This window comes from Pseudogracilibacillus sp. SO30301A (assembly GCF_037072025.1).
Taxonomy (GTDB): Bacteria; Bacillota; Bacilli; order Bacillales; family Amphibacillaceae; genus Pseudogracilibacillus.
In genome coordinates, this window is the sequence record NZ_JAXHDD010000013.1 from 67,071 (window position 1) to 88,547 (window position 21,477).

At 34.9% G+C, this 21,477-nt stretch carries 21 protein-coding genes and 2 pseudogenes; 8 read left to right on the forward strand and 15 right to left on the reverse strand.

The features are described 5' to 3' along the window. Positions 1-2: 2 nt before the first annotated feature. Positions 3-275, reverse strand: coding sequence for a hypothetical protein (locus SPD89_RS08840; protein WP_336261591.1), 273 nt, complete (start codon positions 273-275; stop codon positions 3-5). A gap of 149 nt (positions 276-424) precedes the next feature. On the opposite strand from SPD89_RS08840, the gene SPD89_RS08845 reads away from it, so the two are divergent. The 3 genes from SPD89_RS08845 to SPD89_RS08855 all read left to right on the forward strand — a co-directional run bounded on the left by SPD89_RS08845 (position 425) and on the right by SPD89_RS08855 (position 2,585). After that, complete coding sequence (locus SPD89_RS08845; protein ID WP_336261592.1) at positions 425-1,411, forward strand: S8 family peptidase; 987 nt, start codon at positions 425-427, stop codon at positions 1,409-1,411. 341 nt (positions 1,412-1,752) lie between these two features. Next, positions 1,753-2,349, forward strand: coding sequence for a sigma-70 family RNA polymerase sigma factor (locus SPD89_RS08850; protein ID WP_336261593.1), 597 nt, complete (start codon positions 1,753-1,755; stop codon positions 2,347-2,349). 5 nt (positions 2,350-2,354) lie between these two features. After that, positions 2,355-2,585: a hypothetical protein gene (locus SPD89_RS08855; protein ID WP_336261594.1), complete on the forward strand. Its 231-nt coding sequence runs from the start codon at positions 2,355-2,357 to the stop codon at positions 2,583-2,585. Between the two features lie 122 nt (positions 2,586-2,707). Here SPD89_RS08855 and SPD89_RS08860 read toward each other — a convergent pair whose 3' ends face one another. The 3 genes from SPD89_RS08860 to brnQ form a co-directional block, all read right to left on the reverse strand. After that, complete coding sequence (locus tag SPD89_RS08860; RefSeq protein WP_336261595.1) at positions 2,708-3,586, reverse strand: hypothetical protein; 879 nt, start codon at positions 3,584-3,586, stop codon at positions 2,708-2,710. A gap of 302 nt (positions 3,587-3,888) precedes the next feature. Further along, complete coding sequence (locus tag SPD89_RS08865) at positions 3,889-4,431, reverse strand: helix-turn-helix domain-containing protein (protein ID WP_336261596.1); 543 nt, start codon at positions 4,429-4,431, stop codon at positions 3,889-3,891. A 116-nt stretch (positions 4,432-4,547) separates the two neighbouring features. Beyond that, positions 4,548-5,888 (reverse strand): branched-chain amino acid transport system II carrier protein, encoded by a 1,341-nt coding sequence (brnQ, locus tag SPD89_RS08870; protein WP_336261597.1) that lies wholly within the window; start codon positions 5,886-5,888, stop codon positions 4,548-4,550. Between the two features lie 544 nt (positions 5,889-6,432). Between brnQ and SPD89_RS08875 the strand changes: the two genes are divergently transcribed. Then, complete coding sequence (locus SPD89_RS08875) at positions 6,433-7,422, forward strand: ornithine cyclodeaminase family protein (protein ID WP_336261612.1); 990 nt, start codon at positions 6,433-6,435, stop codon at positions 7,420-7,422. A 23-nt stretch (positions 7,423-7,445) separates the two neighbouring features. Then, positions 7,446-8,423 carry a proline dehydrogenase family protein gene (locus SPD89_RS08880; protein WP_336261598.1) on the forward strand — a complete coding sequence of 326 codons (978 nt, stop codon included), beginning with the start codon at positions 7,446-7,448 and terminating at the stop codon, positions 8,421-8,423. Between the two features lie 277 nt (positions 8,424-8,700). On the opposite strand, the gene SPD89_RS08885 is transcribed toward SPD89_RS08880, so the two are convergent. The 6 genes and pseudogenes from SPD89_RS08885 to SPD89_RS08910 form a co-directional block, all read right to left on the reverse strand. Continuing rightward, positions 8,701-9,954 (reverse strand): MFS transporter, encoded by a 1,254-nt coding sequence (locus SPD89_RS08885; RefSeq protein WP_336261599.1) that lies wholly within the window; start codon positions 9,952-9,954, stop codon positions 8,701-8,703. 58 nt (positions 9,955-10,012) lie between these two features. Then, the gene (locus SPD89_RS08890; protein ID WP_336261600.1) at positions 10,013-10,324 is read right to left on the reverse strand and encodes a hypothetical protein; all 312 of its coding nucleotides are present in this window, start codon (positions 10,322-10,324) and stop codon (positions 10,013-10,015) included. A gap of 72 nt (positions 10,325-10,396) precedes the next feature. Continuing rightward, complete coding sequence (locus SPD89_RS08895; RefSeq protein WP_336261601.1) at positions 10,397-10,705, reverse strand: hypothetical protein; 309 nt, start codon at positions 10,703-10,705, stop codon at positions 10,397-10,399. 539 nt (positions 10,706-11,244) lie between these two features. Next, entirely contained in the window at positions 11,245-11,889 is a 645-nt protein-coding gene (locus SPD89_RS08900) for a hypothetical protein (protein WP_336261602.1), read from the reverse strand. Between the two features lie 23 nt (positions 11,890-11,912). Beyond that, positions 11,913-12,062: pseudogene (locus tag SPD89_RS08905) on the reverse strand (transposase); the annotation flags it as partial. Positions 12,063-12,248: 186 nt separating this feature from the next. After that, positions 12,249-12,998 (reverse strand): MerR family transcriptional regulator, encoded by a 750-nt coding sequence (locus tag SPD89_RS08910; RefSeq protein ID WP_336261603.1) that lies wholly within the window; start codon positions 12,996-12,998, stop codon positions 12,249-12,251. A gap of 318 nt (positions 12,999-13,316) precedes the next feature. Here SPD89_RS08910 and SPD89_RS08915 point away from each other — a divergent pair, with 318 nt between their 5' ends. Both SPD89_RS08915 and SPD89_RS08920 read left to right on the forward strand, forming a co-directional pair. Continuing rightward, positions 13,317-14,501: an alanine racemase gene (locus SPD89_RS08915; protein WP_336261604.1), complete on the forward strand. Its 1,185-nt coding sequence runs from the start codon at positions 13,317-13,319 to the stop codon at positions 14,499-14,501. Beyond that, positions 14,489-15,832: a D-arabinono-1,4-lactone oxidase gene (locus SPD89_RS08920; protein ID WP_336261605.1), complete on the forward strand. Its 1,344-nt coding sequence runs from the start codon at positions 14,489-14,491 to the stop codon at positions 15,830-15,832. The genes SPD89_RS08915 and SPD89_RS08920 overlap by 13 nt, the downstream gene beginning before the upstream one ends. Positions 15,833-15,942: 110 nt before the next feature. Here SPD89_RS08920 and SPD89_RS08925 read toward each other — a convergent pair whose 3' ends face one another. The 3 genes from SPD89_RS08925 to ytzI form a co-directional block, all read right to left on the reverse strand. Then, complete coding sequence (locus tag SPD89_RS08925; RefSeq protein WP_336261606.1) at positions 15,943-16,137, reverse strand: hypothetical protein; 195 nt, start codon at positions 16,135-16,137, stop codon at positions 15,943-15,945. A 1,302-nt stretch (positions 16,138-17,439) separates the two neighbouring features. Then, on the reverse strand, positions 17,440-17,802 hold the full coding sequence (locus SPD89_RS08930) for a hypothetical protein (RefSeq protein ID WP_336261607.1): 363 nt from the start codon (positions 17,800-17,802) through the stop codon (positions 17,440-17,442). 981 nt (positions 17,803-18,783) lie between these two features. Further along, positions 18,784-18,951: a YtzI protein gene (gene ytzI, locus SPD89_RS08935; RefSeq protein ID WP_336261608.1), complete on the reverse strand. Its 168-nt coding sequence runs from the start codon at positions 18,949-18,951 to the stop codon at positions 18,784-18,786. 325 nt (positions 18,952-19,276) lie between these two features. Between ytzI and arr the strand changes: the two genes are divergently transcribed. After that, the gene (arr, locus tag SPD89_RS08940; RefSeq protein ID WP_336261609.1) at positions 19,277-19,693 is read left to right on the forward strand and encodes an NAD(+)--rifampin ADP-ribosyltransferase; all 417 of its coding nucleotides are present in this window, start codon (positions 19,277-19,279) and stop codon (positions 19,691-19,693) included. 113 nt (positions 19,694-19,806) lie between these two features. Here arr and SPD89_RS08945 read toward each other — a convergent pair. Both SPD89_RS08945 and SPD89_RS08950 read right to left on the reverse strand, forming a co-directional pair. Beyond that, positions 19,807-20,652: pseudogene (locus SPD89_RS08945) on the reverse strand (SDR family NAD(P)-dependent oxidoreductase). A gap of 32 nt (positions 20,653-20,684) precedes the next feature. Further along, on the reverse strand, positions 20,685-21,308 hold the full coding sequence (locus SPD89_RS08950) for a hypothetical protein (RefSeq protein WP_336261610.1): 624 nt from the start codon (positions 21,306-21,308) through the stop codon (positions 20,685-20,687). Positions 21,309-21,477 lie beyond the last annotated feature (169 nt).

Consider the following 21,477-nt stretch of genomic DNA (forward strand, 5'->3'; position numbering starts at 1 on the left):
TATTAAATATGTCTCCAATCCCTTATTTCCACTATGGAATGATTGATCGTTAATTTAACAGACTGGATGCTCATTTTATATAACAGAAGGAATAAAATCGATAGCACCGATATACGTAGAAATAGCACCAGCAAAAAGACTTTATAATATTGTACAAACGAAACCTCAGTTAAAAATGTTAGCGCAACTGTCGAGAAGGAAAATAAACAACCGGGTAAAAGAAATACGTCTTTCCAAAACTGTTTACAAACAACAATTCCCCGCATCTTTTTCATCACCAACTCTCCCCTTCTTTTTATAAGGTGAAATAACGATCCAAAAAATCAACGTTAAAATAAAATATTTTTTTAATTTTTTTCCACTTAAAGATTTACTTCTCCCATTCTTTTTCCTCCTTAGTTTAGTAAAAGGGAGGAGATTCAAAATGAAAAATTCCATTCATTTCAAAGCTTCAGAGGTTGTTTCAGTTCTCGATACGTTAACATTGACACCTGGTAATCTTGATGTGATTAAAGCACGTGATGTATGGGAAATTTCCAAACAAGGAGAAGGAAATGTCGTTGCTGTTCTGGACACTGGGGTGGATACAGATCACCAAAGTTTATCTCGAAACATTATGGACGGATATAATTTTTCTGATGACGACAAAGGAGATCCAAACATATTTGAAGATTATGCTGGTCACGGCACACACGTAGCGGGAATTATTGCAGCTTATCAAGACAAAGGAAGGGGGATTTATGGAGTCGCTCCAAAGTGCAAGTTACTCATTTTAAAAGTGATGAACAGAAATGGTGTCGGGTCCTATAAATCTATCACAGAAGCAATTAACTATGCGATGGACTGGACGGGGCCAAAAGGAGAAAAAGTAAATGTTATCAATATGTCGCTCGGCGGGCCAACACCGAATGAAGAAATGCATTCCGCTATTAAAAAAGCTAGAAGAAAAGGGATCACCGTCGTTGCAGCAGCTGGTAATGAAGGTGATGGTAATCCTAATTCCTTTGAACGTTCCTATCCCGGCTACTATCAGGAAGTAATTCAAGTTGGTTCCGTTAACAAGGAGCTACAACCTTCTTTCTTTTCCAACAACAATGTAAATATCGACTTTGTTGCCCCAGGAGAAAATGTGTATTCCACTCATTTGGATAATAAATTTGTAAAACTAACTGGAACTTCTATGGCTGCCCCTTATGTCGCCGGCTCTGTAGCACTCATTTTAAACATGATAGAGCGGGAAAAACCATCCATGATCCCATATTTTGTTTACCATTACCTGCTCACCCATGCAAGAAAACTAAACTATTCCATTCACTCAGTAGGAAATGGCTTAGTACAGCTTACTTCAGCAAACAAATTGACGTTTATGACTTCTTATTCACCTGAAAAATTTGCATACTTTTTTAAATAAAAGGTTGATAATTTTGTCCTCTCTCTCACTCTAGTATATAACGGTTCTCATAAAGGAATTCTAGAAAAGCGCGCTTTCTAGATTAAAACATCTACCAATATACAACTTTACTATTTTTGTAAAAGTAATGTTTAACAGTTACAGATAAGGGTAAAAAATAATAAACAGAAAAATATAAATATTTTAATTCAAGCACTGTTCATAGAAATAATTCGACTCGGGTGATTACGGAAAAAGTAATAATACTCACTGTCTTCTGAGGTCGAGTTATTTTTTGTCGGCAAAATAGCTATCTTTATGAGAATCTAGGTTTTATTTTGTTAATGTGAGGGGTGAAATTAATGGCGAACAAAGATAAATTGCAGAGATTTTACAAAGAAAATAATTCTCTGTTGCAAAATGAAGTGATTAAAAGTTTCCTGAAACAGGCAAAAAATGAACAGTTATTGGCTCAAGTTCTCATGGATCCCTCTAAAGAAAATATAAATGAACTGGATAAAGAATTTAAAGCGTATTATTTAAAAATAAAAGTCATAAAATATATTAGTAGTTTAATCCACTTTTACACAATTGATTTCGATAAAAAAAATAATCAGAGAAGCCGCCGATTTATGTTAATGCTAGACGCACCTAAACAACGAAATGATGATGATAACACAACAAACCTCATTGATGTCCAACCTTCTAAATATACTACTGAAAGCGATTACTTTGATAGCATGCAAACATTCCAAGAACTTATCGAAAACGCCAAGTTGTATAACGCCTACAAAGAGTTGACAAGCAAGCAGAAAAAAGTTTTAGATCTCATTTATATTCAGGGATATAATACGAAGGAAGTTGCACGTTTATATAAAGAAACTCCGCAAAACATCTCCAATATCCACAAACGAGCTTTAAAAAAGATCAAGGAATCTTTTGAAAAAGATCGGAGGTGAACGTTGTGGATAAGATTTACAGTACAAGTAACCTGGAGAATATATATGATGATAAAAATTGGGAAGACATTTTGGACGACTTTCAAGTGAAAATAAACTATAACTTACAAAAAGTTCACGCAAACGACCGGGATGACCTAGAACAAGAAATTAAACTGAAAATAATTGAAAAAATTAATAATCTCTTAGAAAAAAGTAACACACCCGGTTTTTGGGAGTTTTTATCTGAAATGTAACCTAAGATCGTTCTGTTAAAAATAATCAACCTAAATGGTGACCATTCGCCATTTAGGTTTTCTATATACTTAGATATGATCATTTACCTTTTTCTTCATCTAATTTATTCATGATCACCTCTTCACTGCAATTCATAATGTCCATCAAAAATTGCATTTGCCTCTTCTTTAGATACACGTTTATATGTATAAGCAGGTGTATGTAACGTCTCATTATTATTTGATAGTTTTAAAATAACAGGGGTTTCATCAGCATTAGTTATTTCTACTTCAGTCGCACTAATATGCTTAATATCTCTTATTTCATGATGAGTTATAAAATCAGAATAAGGCATCGCACAGTGCATATAGGCAGAAGTAATATGACAGGAAATATTATTGTCCTCGTTTAACCAATAACCTGCAAACTCGCCAATCCCTTCATCAGATACCACCATCTGTTCCTCCTCTTTAGCTGCTAAAATTGCAGCATCCTTAGCAGCCTGTACTTCCGCTAACAGATTTTCAACATCAAGTTTTAACTGTGTAAAAAAAATATGATCTATATCTTCTACTAAAATTCTCTCAAGTGTCTCAATCGCAGTATCATATTCCTCATTATCATACTTTTTCTTCGCTTCCTCATACGAATCCAAATATGCTTCGAATTTTTCATGAAGCGCATCAATTTCTTCTTGAAATTCCTTGGCCAGATTAATCAGCAATATTGAACCTTCCTCTATACTAATCACCTCTTCTAAAGCTTCTGCAGCACGATCAAGGTCACCATTTTCCATTTGCATGGTCGCAACTTGGATATATTCTGTTTGCCTTAACAGTACTTCTGCTTCTTTATCATCTGCTTTTTCATCCAAGGCACGGGTAAAAGAAACTTCTGCTTTTGCATAATCCTGTTCATCCAATGCCACTAATCCTTCTTCCATTGCCTGTTCATACGCAGCATTGGAGCACCCAAGCAATAAAAGTCCAATACTGCTGATAAATAACACTAACTTTCTCATTACTAATCCTCCGGAACTATATTTTCATTAAATTCATCTTGCCTAATATATGTTCCCGTGTAGAGTTTTATGACAAAACCTGTCCGATTCATTTTTCAGAGAGGAAATTAGTACTTGCTTAAATAATCAATGACAGCAGCATAATCGATTGGTAACTAGGAAGTTATTCTAATATCTTATATCCTCGTTCGACCAACATGAGCAATTTCGCCTCACACTTGAGCAACTCCACCTCAGACTTGAGCAACCACAATAATTTTACAGCCACAAAAAAAGCCGCCACAACTTTGTGACAGCCTAAATTAAATTTCATCATATCCAACACATAAAAATTTCACATCTTCATCGGTATAATTGTACCAGTAATGTTCTTTACTCGAATCGAACATAATCGATTCAGATGGATTCAAGACATATATGTCCTCGCCAATCTGAACTGTTAATTGTCCCTCCAATACGTACAAAAACTCTTGCCCGGAATGTTTAATCAGATTACCCTCATTTTGATCAGGTTTTAATACGACGAGAAGGGGGGAGAAGGCCGGATTATCCATCGATTTAGCTAAACTCTTATAATAAATATTATGTTTTTCCATTTGTTCTCTTTCCTGAGCACCGCTGCGAACGATTCGTTCCTCTTCATCCGCTTCATCAAAAAAGTATCCAGGATTTACACCTAAAGCAAGCGATATCTTTTTTAATGATTCTAGCGTTGCTGAAGATTTTCCACGTTCCAATTGACTTAAAAAACTAATTGAAAAACCAGTTCTACTCGCTAATGTTTTTAACGTCATTTTGTTTTTCTTGCGCAATGCTTTTATATTTGCCCCTAACGTATCCTTCATCATATTTCCCTTTCTAGATTTTTATATAGCATATCATTTTTCTTGCGCACTATCATCTTATACGGTAAGAAAAACACCAACAGCTTGTTCGCTATTTGGTGTAATCTTACTTAGTCTTAATTTTCAATTGGCAAAGCTCGTTCTTCCATATCCTTTGTTTTCGCATAGATCAGACCTATTACCGCACCGATTAGTCCAGTCGTAATCCACCCGGCTCCATTTGCAAATAACGGAATAAATGCAAAAGTTTGATCGATAAAATTAACCGCAATTCCCGCATCTTTTAATGCGTCCAGTACTGCAACAAATCCAACACCGGTAATCGTTCCAACGTAAACGGTTTGATATCCTTTGAACCATTTATGCGTAAATGATAAAACGATCAGTGCAATTGATATCGGATACAATAATAGTAAAACTGGAGAAGCTAATTCTAATATTTTTGCTAAGCCAAAATTAGTAATAATTAAGCTTCCAAAAGCTAACATGTAAAGCCACTGTTTATACGTATATTTCGGAAACTGCCTTTCAAAATATTCGGCAACAGCTGAGAGACAAGCGATATTTGTCGTAATCCCTGTCAAAAAGATAACTGTACCAATCATGAGTAGACCGATATTTCCAAACAGATACTCTGAACTCCATGCTAAAATTTCTCCACCATTGTCCCTCATTCCAATCGCATCAACACTTGTCGCTCCAATCCAGGCCATCGATAATTGTAATAAGGTTAAACCAATAACGGAAATAATTCCTGCCTTAATAAATGTGGATGAAACGTCTTTTTTCTCTGTAATCCCTTCATTTGCAATCGCTTTAATAAAAATCCCACCAAACACAAAGGCAGCGAGAACGTCCATCGTATAATATCCTTCAACGAATCCTTTTAAGAAAATATTTTCTAAATAAGGTTCTTGCGGTTCGCCAATCGCACCCATCGGAGTGAGTATTGACTTACCTACTAAAAGAATAAGCAATCCAACAAACACAGGTGTAATAATTCTACCTAAATGATCAACAAACTTTCCTGGATTTAACGATAACCATATGGTTAATCCAATAAAAATAAAAGAAAAAATCAACAAAATTATACTTGTATTTATGTTCCCTGGAAGTGACGGTAAAATGGCAATCTCGTATACAACAGAAGTAGTTCGTGGGATCACATATATTGGACCTAAAGACAGAAATAATAGTACCGAAAATACAATTCCAAACTTCTTCCCTACAAGTCCTGCCAATAGTTCAACCTTTCCACCGGAAATCGCTAACGAAATAATTGCTAGTAGAACAAGTCCTACCCCAGTTATTAAGAAACCTACCATCGCAATCCACGTATTTGTTCCAGCAAGTTGTCCAAGTTTCGGAGCAAATATAATATTCCCCGCACCTAAAAACATTGCAAAAAGCATAAGACCGATTGCCAACAGCTTGTTAAATGGTAAACTTTTCTTCATGTTTTTCCCTCTTTTCAAATAGATAAATTCGGTAACGCTTTCATTCTGAATAAAAAAATCTATACATTAATAAAAAATCAATTCAAAATTGAAGTGACACTTAATTGAAGTGTTGCTTTAATTGTATATAATAATCTACTAACTTGTCAATACCATTTTTTCATAACAATAGACTAAAATTATACGATCCCTTCTAAAATACTGAATAAAATTTAAAATTTCATTATCTATGATGGTTTGGATCTTGATACATATGTAAAATTACGATGTGACTTTGGATAGTGTTTGACTGCTGCAATAAATATATAATAAGGAGTTATAACCGCCAAAATGCAAAGTCATTTTCAACTTGTCGAATCGTATTAGAAACGAATTCGCAACGGCGTCACTTGACAATCGGTACATTTATTTACAATAAGCCAAGTTTAACCAATATATAAATTATCATGAAATTTGACTATTGTTACTTTTAGATTTACAATGAAAATTAATTGAAGTGTCACTTAAATTTCGTGTAACAATATGAAAGGCTGGTAATTCTATGATTATATTATTAAACGAACAAGAAATCCAAAACATATACGGAATGAAGCAAGCGATTTCTGATATGGAAAAAATGCTCGAGCATAAACATGCAGGTAAAATTGAGAGTCCAATGCGCACAGTGATAGAATTCCCAGAAGAAGACGGTTCTGTCCTTTATATGCCGAGCACCGACCTCGATGAAGAAATCATGGCGATGAAGGCGGTTACGATATTTCCAAATAACCCGTCACAAGGTAAGCCAACCACACAGGGGGTTGTACTTTTATCCAATGCGAAAAACGGAGAGCATGTAGCAATGCTTAATGCATCCTACTTAACACGACTCCGAACAGGAGCAATTAGTGGTATTGCAACAGACAGACTGGCAAGAAAAAATTCCGAAACACTGACAATGATTGGGACTGGTGGCATGGCGTTTGAACAAGCTCTTGGCGTTTTAGCAGTTCGTGACATCAAAGAAATTTTATTAATTAATCCAACAAAAGAAAAAGCACACCACTTCAAAGAAAAACTATATGATTTCGGTGTGGATTCCTCAATAAAAATTGACGTACTCGATGATGTTTCAGAGGCTGTTTCCCGTGCAGATGTTATTTGCTGTAGCACGCGCTCCCATGATCCTGTTTTTAATGGGAAAGATGTGAAACCGGGAACACATGTTAACGGCGTTGGTTCTTACTTACCACATATGCGCGAGGTTGATTTTACATTTATTGAGCGTGCAGCAAAAATTGTTGTCGATGATATGGAAGGCGTAACAGAAGAAGCTGGAGAATTAATCCATGCCAATGAACAAGCCGATTGGTCATATGATAAAATCCACGGTGAATTAATTGAACTCGTCACAGACCAAATTAGTGTACGTGAAAATGATGATGAAATTACTTTCTTTAAATCTGTCGGTGCAGCCTATTACGACTTAGCCGTTGCAAATGGTGTATACAAAATTGCTCGTGATACCGACGCCGGAACAAAAGTAGAAATTTAATTTTACTGAAAGAGGGAATTACGATGGACAATGCGGTAAGAAACTTTTTTATTTACTTATCACAAAACAAAACATTAAATCAAGGTGCAAAAAAATGGGGGCTCAGGCTCGGCGCACAAAACGTTGTCGCCGGGACAAACATAGATGAAATGGTCGAGAGCGTTAAAAAACTCAATGCGGATGGAATATCTTGTACGATCGATAACTTAGGCGAATTCGTTTTCGAAAAAGAAGTAGCCTTAGCCGCCAAAGAGCAAATTTTAAACGTCATTGAAGCGATTCATGAGAACAACTTGGACGCACATATTTCCCTAAAACCTTCCCAACTCGGGTTAGATATTGATCATGATTTTTGCTTGAATAATTTAACTGAAATCGTAAAAAAAGCTCATGAATATAATATTTTTATTAATTTCGATATGGAAGATTATGCTCGTCTACAAGCTTCGTTCGATTTATTGGATAAATTTTCATCAACTTACGATAATATTGGAACCGTTATTCAAGCATATTTTTTCCGAGCAAAAGAAGACATTGAAAAATACAAAAACTTCCGCCTTCGCATCGTAAAAGGTGCATATAAAGAAGACGAAGCTGTCGCTTATCAACATAAACAAGAAATTGATCGCAACTATATCGAATTAATCGAATGGCATTTGCTAAACGGTACATTCACATCGATCGCAACCCACGATCACCTTGTGATCAACCACGTCAAAGATTTTGTTCAAAAACATAACATTTCTAAAGATAAATTCGAATTCCAAATGCTGTACGGCTTTCGCGTTGATATGCAACATGAACTAGTAAAAGAAGGTTACCAATTTTGCACCTACGTCCCATTCGGTGAAGACTGGTATGGTTACTTCATGCGCAGACTCGCTGAACGTCCACAAAACTTAAACTTACTAGTGAAACAAGTATTTAACAAAAAAACAAATACACTCATCGGAGTCGCCGCAGCTGGATTTTTGCTAGGAAGACTAACGAAAAGAAAATAATAGAACTCCCAAGAGCCAAAACGGTTCTTAGGAGTTCTGTTTTATAGATGAGCATGGTGTATTTTTGTCAAGCGACTTGCATTTTTTATGTCACAACATATAGTGCATGTGCCACATCCCAATAATCAAGGCTGCTTTCATATACAACTCCTTAGACATTCTATTCTCATTTCTAGCTTTTAAAAATTCCGTAAAATCTAGTACCTTACTTATTTCTCCTTAGTATTTCATTAATAATTTTAATTAACGTGATATGTCTTTTTATTAATTTATGAATTTATTTTACTTTTATTTTTAATTCCTCTTTTACGCTGTTGTATTCTCGGTAAAAATGCTTTTTATTTGGTTTTAATACCGAAATTGAATAAATAAAAGATAACAGCAACATGACAAGTGCCAAAGTCACAATCGTAATTCTTAAAGAAACAAGGTCAGATACAAACCCAATTCCAAGAACAAAGATTACTTGAATAGCACTCTGGACTAACTGATATATGCTTGTGACTCTCCCCATTACTTTAACTGGTACGTTATTTTGATAAAAAGTCATGATTCCAGCACTTAAGAACACATTAAAGAAACCTAAGATTACAAACCCGACAACAATTGACGAAAAAGACCATGAAAATGCATAAATCACATAACCTGTTGTCATCATTATTAAACCAATAGTAATCATATATCTGATTGAAAATCTATTCGAAAAAACCGACAGTAATGCAGCGCCGACAACAGAACCAAACCCAGTTATACTAATTAACAAACTATAATCAAGTTCGGATAGGCCGATTACTTTTTGTGTAAAAACAACTTCTTGTGTATCCATGGCAAAGGAAAAAATCATGATCATAATAAAACCAAGATAAATAAACGATACATATATATTGTTGGCCATGAACTCACGAACAACCGTAAAGTCACGAATTACTTGAGAAATTGTCAATTTAGGAATGGTCTCTTTATCAATGCTTTCTTTTTCAGGAAGAAATAATAATATAATTGCCGAGGTCACAAAAAATATGGCATTAAGCCATAATGTTGTTTCAATTGATGTTAATAATATAAGTGAACCACCAACTGCGGGTCCAATAATAAATGCTCCAGAACTTGTAAACGACCGTATTGAGTTGAAGCGCTTTCTTTTTTCTTTCGGAACGAGAATTGTAACATATGTCATTGATGAGGGATTAAAAAAGGCATTTGCCACACTTAAAACTACAAGAATCCCATAGATTACCACCATGTTTGGTGCGAACGGAATCATACTGATGAACACGGCTCTAATTAAGTACGTTACCATCATTACTCTTCGCTTGCTTCGATAATCGATAAAACTACCTGTCCAGAGCTTCGTTACAATATTCGTTAGTGGAGCAATGATCCAAAGTCCCGCCACTGCTGCTGCAGAACCAGTAAGCTGGTAAACGTTGATGTTTATCGCTACTAAGTAGATAAAATCTCCTATAGTTGAAATTCCAATCGATGCTAACAATAATGTAGGATGTTTCCAGCCCTGCAGGTTTTTTATCACAAACAAGCCTCCCTTTATTGATACATTAGGAATATCACGCCGCCAGCTTTAAAAAGCATTACGGACCAAATTCAATCACTCCCGAAAACAGCAAAAGAATGATAATGATCCAATAAATAAAGAAAGATGATGAAAGGATTAAAGCGATGATCGGCAGTACATTCTTCTCCGTTTTCTTCAAAATCCCTACGAAAGAAAGTGCGATACCAGCCGCAGTAAGTGCGAATGTAATATAGTCGCCATACAGATGGCCGATATTTGCAATTCGTGTCGGCGTTATAAAAACGATAAAAAAACAAACGATCCCGATAAAAAGTGCAAGATAGCTGATTATGCCGTGTTTCTGCTCATTTACCAAATTACTTGCCATCAAAGTCATCCCCTCTCCTAACCATTAAAAACGATGTTAAAAAATCATTTTTATGTATTCTATCCGTTCCGTTTAACGCATAAAGATAATATACACGATGAAAAAGACGATAGCCACTAGTAATATAAGTGGGACAACACACCCTATCCCTCTATCATTTCTTTGCTCATAATCTTCCATGCTTGCCTTTTTCTCTCCCAGCAATTGAGCATACTCTTCATCATCCGGTAAATAAAATGCTTCGACATGCATATTGCACGCCTCACAAATCCACTCTCCTCCACAGCCGAATTCATCTTCATGGATATACTTTTTTTTCGACTTGTGGCCACATAATGGGCAATATATAACACGGTTTTCGCTTCTATTTATTTCATCCACTAGTAATCATCTTCTTTCCATTCCCACAGCATGAAAATCACTTGATTCCGACTAACTGATCCTAAGTATCCAGCAAATTCTCCGACCCCAATAATAGTTATCCACACCATTATAGGAATTGCCTAACATTTTATTGTTTCGAAGCCATTATCACTGTAACCGTTAAAACCCTGTTTTTAACAATTTTATCTTACTTCCGCCAAAATGTTTCCTAGTAAGTATATTGGAAAAATAACGGAAAGTATTAAAGCACAAATGGAAAGCAACTCTATTCATCTTTTAAATCGATAATAACATTTGTCTATCTGCCATACCAGTTTATATGACAGATAATATTATCTATACTAGTAATAGCACTTTTGCATTAACAAAAATTTTATTATTTATACGTACGTTCAAGTCGATTTTCTTCCTCTACTGTAACGATCGGTCAGATTAAAATATACCCCTTTTTTACATCTGCAAATAAATGCTAAAAATCTCCCTTCGTATACTCTCATACTGCATAATCTCTTCTAATATATAGCAGAGTTTCACTATTAATCTTTCTTCTCACTCGGAAAAATTGTGTACGACCAATTAATAATTGTATCGATTAGATAGATTAACGACCAAATTTGTACAATATTCGTTATCAATTCATTTGTAAATGGTCGTGGTTCTATTAATTCATCCTTATACCAATCTAAGTTCGTTAAAAAGTAAGAAAAAGAATACTGTTCATTTCCGTAATATTGCCAAAATATTACGATAGCAATTGCAAACACAATAGTATGTAGATAAAACCATAACCGAGCTCTTTTTGCGATCACTTTAGGGTCTTTTAAGTGAGCCATAATCTGTCTCTCTTTGTCTGTTAAAAGATCGATTCCCTTCCACTTTCCAATTTTATCTTTTACATAACGATCCATTTTTTTAAAATCACTAATTCCGAATGTTCCAGCATATACAATAAAAATCACGATTACGATCTGAAAAGTTGTAAATTCTCCTGTATGTTTATACACAACGAAAGCAAGGAGAGCCTCTAATATAATTGCTGCAATGAACAGCACTAAAAAAGCATAACTAACGCGAATGTTTGTCAAAAGATAACGGACGACTACAAATAGAAATAAAAATAGTAAAGAACTTATTTCTAATGCAATAAAAATTGCCCAATGATTATCCAATAATAATTGCATGATTACCCCTCTCCTTTCCATTCAACAGATACAATTTCTAATTCCTCACATAACTCCTGCACCAATTGTTTAAATCGTTCCTCTACGAAATATTTTTTCTGTATCGAGGACAAAACACGAAATGATAGTTGATTAATGACACTGTTGTTTTTCGTTCGTCTGTATTCATTCATATAAGTTGTATCAGCTTGTTAAAACAAACTAAAACAGACAGACATAGAACCGTCGTATACTTGAAGTACCACAAACTTTTCCGTTTGAAGTGGCACTCCGTATCCGATCTCATATCATCCCCCACCTAAAGAAGTGGGCTTTCTCGATCGGAAAAATTCTATAATCGCAAAGCCATCCGCTTATCACTATTCCTCTTCATAGTTTTCCATAAAAATATCCCAAGCTCTTTCAAAAAAATCAATCAAATCCTGTTCAATTGGATAAAAACCAACTTTCTGTGATTTTTCTGGAGATTTGCGAACTTCCCATACCTTATCAAAAAAATTTTCATTATCCCCAAATGTTTCAATTGTTTTTTCATGAATCCGACGTATAATACGTTGTATTTCGGGTGCATCAGAACCTTTATCCCTATGTTGCTTTAACTGACCGATCAAAGCGATCCATTCTAATGTATCTGGGTCATTTCGATTCATGTTTGGGAGGAGGTCAAGCAATTCACTTTCTTGTGCATGAAAGTATTGCTCTCTGTACAATTTTCTCTTTTCAGTATCTTGTTTATATAATTGAATTAACTTATTTAAATAGACTAAGTCAATTTTCCCATCTATCGTCAAGCCATTCTTCAATCCTTTTAACGTACTTTCTATTTCCAAAATTTTTTCTTTTTCTTTCATTATATAATTTAACTGGCTCTCTAATCCTTGTGCCCAATCCCAGTCTTCATCTGACAGCATGTCACTTATTTCTTTTAAATTAAAACCTAATGTTTTTAAAAACTGAATCTCCTGTAATTTTTTTAATTCTTTTTCCCCATATAATCGATGTCCTCCTTCTGTCTTTCCGGCAGGAGGTAACAAATTAATTTCATCATAATAACGGAGGGTTCTAACAGAAATTCCAGTCTGTTTCGTTACTTCTTTTATTGAAATCATCTTTTATCAACTCCAACATACTTGTTAACTAGATTATACAAGATTACGTTACGTCACTTTCAAGTATTTTTTGAATTTTTTCAATATCTTCTTTAAGTACCAGTATAACTCAAAAAAATCTCTCATAGAACAAGATTGTAATAGTAAATCATCTTTTTTACCTAATGACTATTCTTTTACTCAAATAAAGACGTTCAATTCCCTTTTGCTCTAATAAATATCAACCCAAAAAAGAAAATTCAAAAAATTCTACACCTCACCCAACTTCCATGATAAAATATGAATAACGAGAACTTTCTCTTTGAGGTGATGCGCCTAATGGAAACGTATACATATTATAAAAATGCTTTAAAAGATATCCCAAAACCTTGTCTATTTTTAGATATAGATATGTTTCGTACCAATATACGAAATATTCTAAGCGCAAGCAACAATAAAAACATCCGCATCGCCAGCAAATCAATCCGCAGTGTGCCGATACTCAAAGAAATCCTTAACGTTTCATCAACTTTTCAAGGAATTATGTGCTATGCCGCTGATGAAGCAATCTATTTAAACGACAATGGGTTAGACGATTTGCTGATAGCTTATCCTGTCTGGAACACCGAGCATTTAAAATCAATTGCAAGTCGAGTCATGAACAAACAGACCATAACCGTGATGGTTGATTCCATTGAACATATCGAGCATCTTGAAATGATTGCTGCAGAAAACAATCATCAGTTCCTCGTCTGCCTGGATATCGATCTCTCAAGCGAATATCTCGGTTTGCATTTTGGCGTCCACCGTTCACCTGTAAAAACTGTTGCTCAAGCTGTTACCCTCATCAATCGGATTAAAGACTCACCATACATGAAACTTGATGGCATCATGGGTTACGAAGCCCAAATTGCTGGTGTAACCGACAATAATCCAAAACAGAAGATGAAAAACAAGGTCGTACGCTTCCTTAAAAACCACTCATCAAGAGCTTTAAAGAAAAAAAGACAGGAGATCATCGACGTCATTGACCAGAAACAAATCGATCTCCGTTTTATCAATGGCGGAGGTACTGGGAGCTTGCACCAGACAGCGAAAGAGAATGTCACAGAAATCACAGTCGGTTCCGGATTTTTCAACTCTCGCCTATTTGATTTTTATAAAGATTATTCCAATCTGCCGGCACTTGCCTACGCTATTGAAATCACTCGGATACCGAAAAAACATATGTATACCTGTGCCGGTGGTGGCTACATTGCCTCCGGGGCAATGGGCGAAGACCGAATGCCTCACATTTACCTGCCGGAAGGAGCATGCCTAACCGCTAATGAAGGTGCAGGGGAAGTCCAGACTCCCATTTATTATGACGGAGACATTCCACTTAAACACGGCGATCCGATTTTTCTTCGTCACAGTAAAGCGGGGGAATTATGCGAGCATTTTCATCATATTCATTTGATAAAAGACGGCAAAATTATAGACACCTATAAAACATATCGAGGTGATTATCGATGTTTCCTTTAAAGAAGAAGAAGAAATGGAATAACTGGTCGGAATCATTTTTAAATGAGCCGCAAAATATCCTTTATCCAAAATGCATTGAGGACATTCGAAATATTATCAACACATGCCGAAGCGAAGGGAAAACAATTCGCGTCATCGGAGCTGGCCATTCGTTCGTTCCTATTGCAGCAACGGAAGGGGTACTTCTGTCTTTGGACAATTTAAGAGGAATCGATCAAATCAACCGCAAGCAAAAACGAGTAACGGTCTGGGCTGGAACGACACTAAAAGATCTCGGACTTCTTTTACACGAACAAGGGTATGCAATGGAAAACCTTGGAGATATCAACTCACAAACAATCGCTGGATCGATTAGTACGGGGACGCATGGATCAGGGATAAACTACGGTAGTCTATCAACACAAATAACTAAACTAACCATCGTCACGGCAGACGGACAGATATTAACTGTATCCGAAAATGAAAACAACCATTTATTTGACGCCGCCCGCTTATCTCTCGGTATGCTTGGAATCATCGTAAAAGTAGAAATCCAAGTCATCGATACGCATCAACTGATTAGCGAAAGCCGCCGTACTTCCACAAGTGAAATATTGCCAAACTTACATACCCTGGTAACCTTCAATCGTCATTTCGAGTTTTTCTGGTTTCCGTACACGGGCACCTGTCAAATTAAAACATTAAATTCACCAAGAGATGAAGGCGTCACAAAACTAAAAGGAAAAAGTAGCTTCAATAACATGGTCCTAGAAAACGGTGCACTTTGGTTATTGTCCGAACTAAGTAAAAACCAGCCAAAAATGAGCAAATTAATTAGTAAGATCATTGCCTGGGGAGTTCCGACTGGAAAAGCAATAGGTAATAGCTTCGACATGTATGCTACTCCACGACTGGTAAAATTCAATGAAATGGAATACAGTGTTCCCGCCGACAAGATGGCGACTGTTCTGCAAGACATTGATTATGTGATCCGAAAAAATAAATTTAAAGTTCACTTTCCGATCGAATGCCGATACGTTCAAGCAGATAATCTATGGTTGAGCCCTTCTTATCAACGAGATTCCGCCTATATCGCCATTCATATGTATAAAGGAATGGAGTACGAAGCATATTTCGCTGCGATTGAAGAAGTGTTCCTCCATTATGAGGGCCGGCCACACTGGGGAAAAATGCATTCACTAACCGCACAAGACTTTCAAGAAATGTATCCAAGATTCAATGATTTCCTACAACTAAGAAAACAGATGGATCCTGAGGAAATACTGCTAAATGGTTATTTAAAAGAATTATTTTGTGAGGATGAATTTTACAAAATTCCTGTCAGTAAGTAGCTTTCTATAATCCGATACAGTATCATTAACTCATGCTAACTGTTCATTTCTTAGATTAGATTTTTCGGTAAATTAACATTCGTATTACGCTGCCGTCTGCCCTTTAATTACTAAGCAAATAAAATAAAGTCCAAACGTATCGATGCTATGATTCTAGTTGTTTTACTCGAGTGATTGTTTATCCACATAACTAAAATTCCAAGCAGTGCAAAAAAATCAACGTCAATATAGTAAACCACTTTTTCCGGTAAAACTCTTTTTTCACTGAACACACCAATAAGTAATGGATTAATATTCTTAAACATTTTAATTTTACACTTTCTAATAAAATTGTAAGCGAGATCAAATATTTTTACTATAAGTGCGTGTTCAAAAAAGAGGATAAAAAGGACCAAGAAGTTCGAGGCGCGCAGCTCCCGTCAGCGGAATGTATGCATTTAAATACATGAGCAAAGACCTGTCACGCAGGAAAAGTGATTTTCTTTTCCAAGGAAACGCTTCTAGCACGCAGAAAAAGTGCTTTCCTTATTCAAGGAGCGGAAAAGCAAGCCAACGAAGAAATTCGCAGTGTCATTTTTACCGGACTTTTTGAACATCCTCTATAACTACAATCGACCATACATATGAAAAGACTTCTGAAGGTATCCGTTCTAAAGGGTGTAAGAAGCAAGTAAAAGAAAAAAATCCTATTGGTAGCCAAAGATCAAATGACCTTCTTTTGTACCTAGAGTAAAAATCGGGGATATATAAGTGCTAATCAAGAAGTAAAAGAAAAGTTCAATATTTGTTTTCTTTTACTTCGGAAATAATCAAATTCCCTATCTAATCACTAGCCAGGTACATTAGTTAATAAATTGCAATAACCAAACCATATTCCGACTAATTAACAACAGATTTACATAACAGAACGAATATAATTTATTGTGACAACTGTTTTTTCTTAAGGTTCTGAAACCCAAATAATGCAATAAAAATTCAAAATCAAATGTAATCATCTGGATTAAGTTCTAATGGACGGATTGAGGAGACCATTCAACAAGCTTATTATTCATAGCTAATGTTTTGCCCTTGCATATTTTTGCATGTAGAATGCCTTTCAAAATGCTGGGGGTGGGAATAGATTCCTATTTATTTTTGCTGTTAGTTTTCAGTGCTTATGGTTTAATCTGTTGTCCAGTCAAAAGTTTTTTTATTCGGCTATGTTTTTCTATCTATTTTATTTTGCTCCTCGGTTATGTATTCATTTTCTTATACAAAGAGATTTAAGGGAATTCGGTATCAAAAACGGTCGCATTAAAAAGTTATCCAGTCATGATATTTCTGTACACCATACCCCTTTCTTGTCCTATCTTCCTATTCTTTCTCTTTTTCTCTAACCTTTTAATTTTTTCTATTTAATGAGAAACAAGTGCGAAAAGCAGCCCAACCATTTCATCCCTCTGAAATTAGAAATATTGTACCTTGAAGAAATGGCAGATTCAGATAATTTAGCCCGATTTTGAAACAAAAAAATCGGCTATTTATTGTCGTCTAATTTTCTTTCAAGCGACTCCACTCTTTTTTCCAAAGAATCTAATTTCTCTTTTATCTCTAGTATGTTATGTAGTTTAGGCTTCATCAATTTGGAAATCTTCAACCTGATCATTTACTTTATTAATAAATAAAAATAATGGAGATAGACCAAAAAATAAATCCCGTAGTAACTCCCCATTAATCGGAAGCAAATCTATCGAAACAATTATTGCTCCAATAAGCATACCTATAAGTAGTGGGTCAATAGTCTTAAACATTTTAATTTTACGTTTTCTAATAAAAATGTAAGCGAGATCAACTAGTTTTACTATAACTACAATCGACCATACATATGAGAAGACTTCTGAAGGTATGCGTTCTAGTGGCTGTAAAAAAAGATTAAAAGTAAGGACTATGATAAATACAATTAATATCCAAAACAATCTAATTCCTGTCAATCTTCTTCACCTCTAATTTGAATATCTGTCTTTCTTATATTTAAATAGTTTCCTTACTCATTCCGCAAAAATATCAGCTAAAATACTGTAAAATTAATTGGTATATAGCTATACATAACCCTAAAATACTCGCTTTCATTTTCGATGGATGGTTCCTTGTGCTATAAAGCAAGTAAAAGAAAACTATTATAAATCCTATTGGTAGCCAAAGTTCAAATGCACCTTCATTTGTACTTAGAGTAAAAATCGGAGCAATATAAGTACTAATCAAAAAGTAAAAGAAAACTGTAAAACGCCGTGTTTCCAATTGCTTGCTCCATCTTGCTAACAGGAAAATAATCACAATTGCGATAATCATAATGTGTAAAGGAGGTAGAACTAGTCCAATGATGTTTGTCACCTTACGATCTGAGATAAGAAAAAACTTTGGCTAATATTAAAAACAAAAAGCATAAACATTTTAAAAGCATCACATACAGATGATTGTGAACATTTGTCTATTGAAGTCACCCGATTCGCAAAAAGTGGTTACGATATTAAATCGAAAAAACTTGTCAAAATAAAGAAGCTTGAATTATGATATGTAAGGACTAACGAAGTCAATTTTTGGAGCGTTTCATTTTACTGTTTTATAATTACTGTTTTATAAAAATCTTAAATGGTAAGCTGCTCAAAGAAATATTATTGATGATTTTAATGATGGGGTTAATTTATAAATATATTCATCTTATTATGTTTATTGGACGAATTGAGAAGACCATTAAACAAGTAAATTAATTCATTACTTATGTTTTACTCTTTAATTTGTTTTTTGCGATGTATTATACATTTAAAAATAGGATGACGGAATCGAAATATGAACAAAAGAAAAGAATTTGAGAGGGCATGTAAACATCCCTCCTCTTAAAAAAGAGCTAAAATCCAGCTGTTTAATTTTTACTATTACATATGACTCTCCCACAATCGATTGCGGAATAAAGTTTAAATCTTATTTTTATCTCCATTATCGGTATATTCACGCACTTGATCTCCCTCTTTTAAAGGATCAATCGTATGCTTGAACCCATATCCTTGGGAAATTGTTACTAATGTCAACAACAAAGTAACTACGGTTAATACTAAACCAACAACAAGTGATGTTACTACCATATTTACTCTCCTTTTGAAAAAGTTTACTTTATAACTTTTAACTTTGAATTCTAATATATTATGTAAATTTAATTACATTTCTTTTATCATTATACCTTAAAATTCAATTATTTTTGTGAAAAGATTTCAAACATTCCAATCTTCTTCTAAATCAGATATCATCACTACACCTGACAACTCCCGATAAAGAATAGGATATTGGCGCTAATTATCATTCTCTCTACTTCCATTATACCGTAATTTACAAATTAGTTATAGACTACTTTTTTGGTAATTCCCATACTATAATGTTATACACAGATTTAAAAATAAGGGGTGTATCAGTATGACTGACAATAAAGACGTGTTGGATAATGGTCCTTTTTTCCATGGTACGAAAGCTGAACTAAAAATTGGTGATTTATTAGAAGCTCAACACTTATCAAATTACCAAGATAAAAAATCTAACTATATATATTTTACTGCCACCTTAGATGCTGCTAAATGGGGTGCTGAATTAGCAAGATCTAAATCAAAAGAAAGAATTTATATTGTTGAACCATTAGGAGATTTTGAAAATGACCCAAACGTAACCGACAAAAGATTCCCCGGAAACCCAACACGTTCTTACAGATCTAAATCTCCTTTAAAAATAATAGATGAATTAGGCTCATGGGAAAGACATTCCGATGAAGAAATAAATCAGATGCTTACATCTTTAAAAAAATTACGTGAACAAGGAAAAGCTGTCATATACGATTAATTTTGATGGACCTACAAAATCTACGAACGACAATCGGGTGCTTTTTAATGTTGTTAAAGTGCTCGTTCATGGCAATATAACTTCTATTAGTCGACTAAGTTGATAAAGCGAATTTATGATATACGTGATTCTCTACTCACCTTACAAACCAACCTCATCAAAGCATTGTGTAATGGAGGGAAAATTGTAAATATAACATCCATTGTCTTCCGCATTGGCATCGGACATATGATAGTGATAGGTTTATTTTTATGAACTCCATTAAGGGTAATTTTTGCAAGTTGTTGGGGAGACATCATCTTTTGTTTTTTCAATTGTTTAGCCATCATTGACTTATCTTTATTGATCGCTTTTGCCTCATCAAAAATTGGGGTATCAACGAATGTTGGGCAAAGCGTACTCACGTTAACACCAAATTCTTCGGCTTCGTAATGAAGAGAGGTTGTTAAACCAACAACTGCATGCTTTGTAGTTGAGTAAGCTGTAGATACAGGAGAGGGACCAATACCCGCAGCTGATGATGTGTTTACTATATGCCCGAAACCTTGTTTCTTCATTATTTTATAACCAATTTCTGTTCCATAAATGATTCCCCATAAATTAATATCCATGATTTCTTTCTAGTCATCTATTTTTGTATCGTACATTTCACCGTACATCGCAATCCCAGCATTGTTAAATAGATAATCTAACCTGCCGAATTCCTTATAAATTCCTTTAAAAACACCTTCTAAAGAATTGTATTCGGTTACATCGAGATAGACAAATCGAGATGTTATGGCTTCCTTATTGAGTTCAGCTTCCAATGTCTGACCACTGCGTTCATTAATATCTGAGATAATCACATAGACATCGTTAGCAGCTAATTCTTTACAGATTGCTTTGCCAATACCTGATGCACCTCCAGTTAACCTTGCCAGACAAAAGTTTGTCAAGCTACCGCTGTTGATAGTCCTCATAGACGACGGGCACACCAACCCGCTTTTCTAGTCTAGTCTTCGCTTTCTTTCAGTTTTTCTTCAACAAAACTTCTTAACTCCTTAGCAAACTCCTGAAAGTTATCTGGTGTAAGTTTTTCTACATTCGTCCCTTCACCCGAATACTTTTCAACCGTCCCGTCTGCAAACTGTAACCATAACCGCCAACTGTATCCATCTTCATATGAATCAGGATCTTCAAACGTATAATCTGTCTTCCAGCTTTGCACATCATACGTTTCCAAAATTTCTAGCACTTGCTCAGTCTGATTAATTTTTACAACTTCATCATAAGTACTAAATCGAACGAAACTAAGCGAAGGGTTTACATAGATTTCATCGGTTTCAATATTAATAGCAATCGGTTCGAATGGATCATCAAAGGTCCATTCACTAAAATAAATCTTAATCACTTCATCTATTGAATGCTTTTCCGTTGCCTCCGGAGTTCTCCCAAAATTTTCAAAGTCAAAAATATCTATTTCACTCACGTTTTCCTTCGCCTTTTCATTTTCATTTTGTCCATTCAAATTTCCTGTATTTGTAGTTTCATTCTCTTCTTGGTCCTTAAATGTTTGGCAACCAAGTAAAAACAAACAAGCATAAAAAATTAAAAAATAGTTTCGTAATTGTTTCATTCGTTTCCACCTTCATTAATAGTTTCAAACATCTCGTTCATATGAATACTAGAACTTCTTGTACGCAGCGCGAAAAGGCCAGGCGCATTTATGAATGACATTCCTTTAACCGTATCTTCCGTAGATTCTTTAAAAAATGTGGTTCAGTAACAATTAATGGGTAACATAA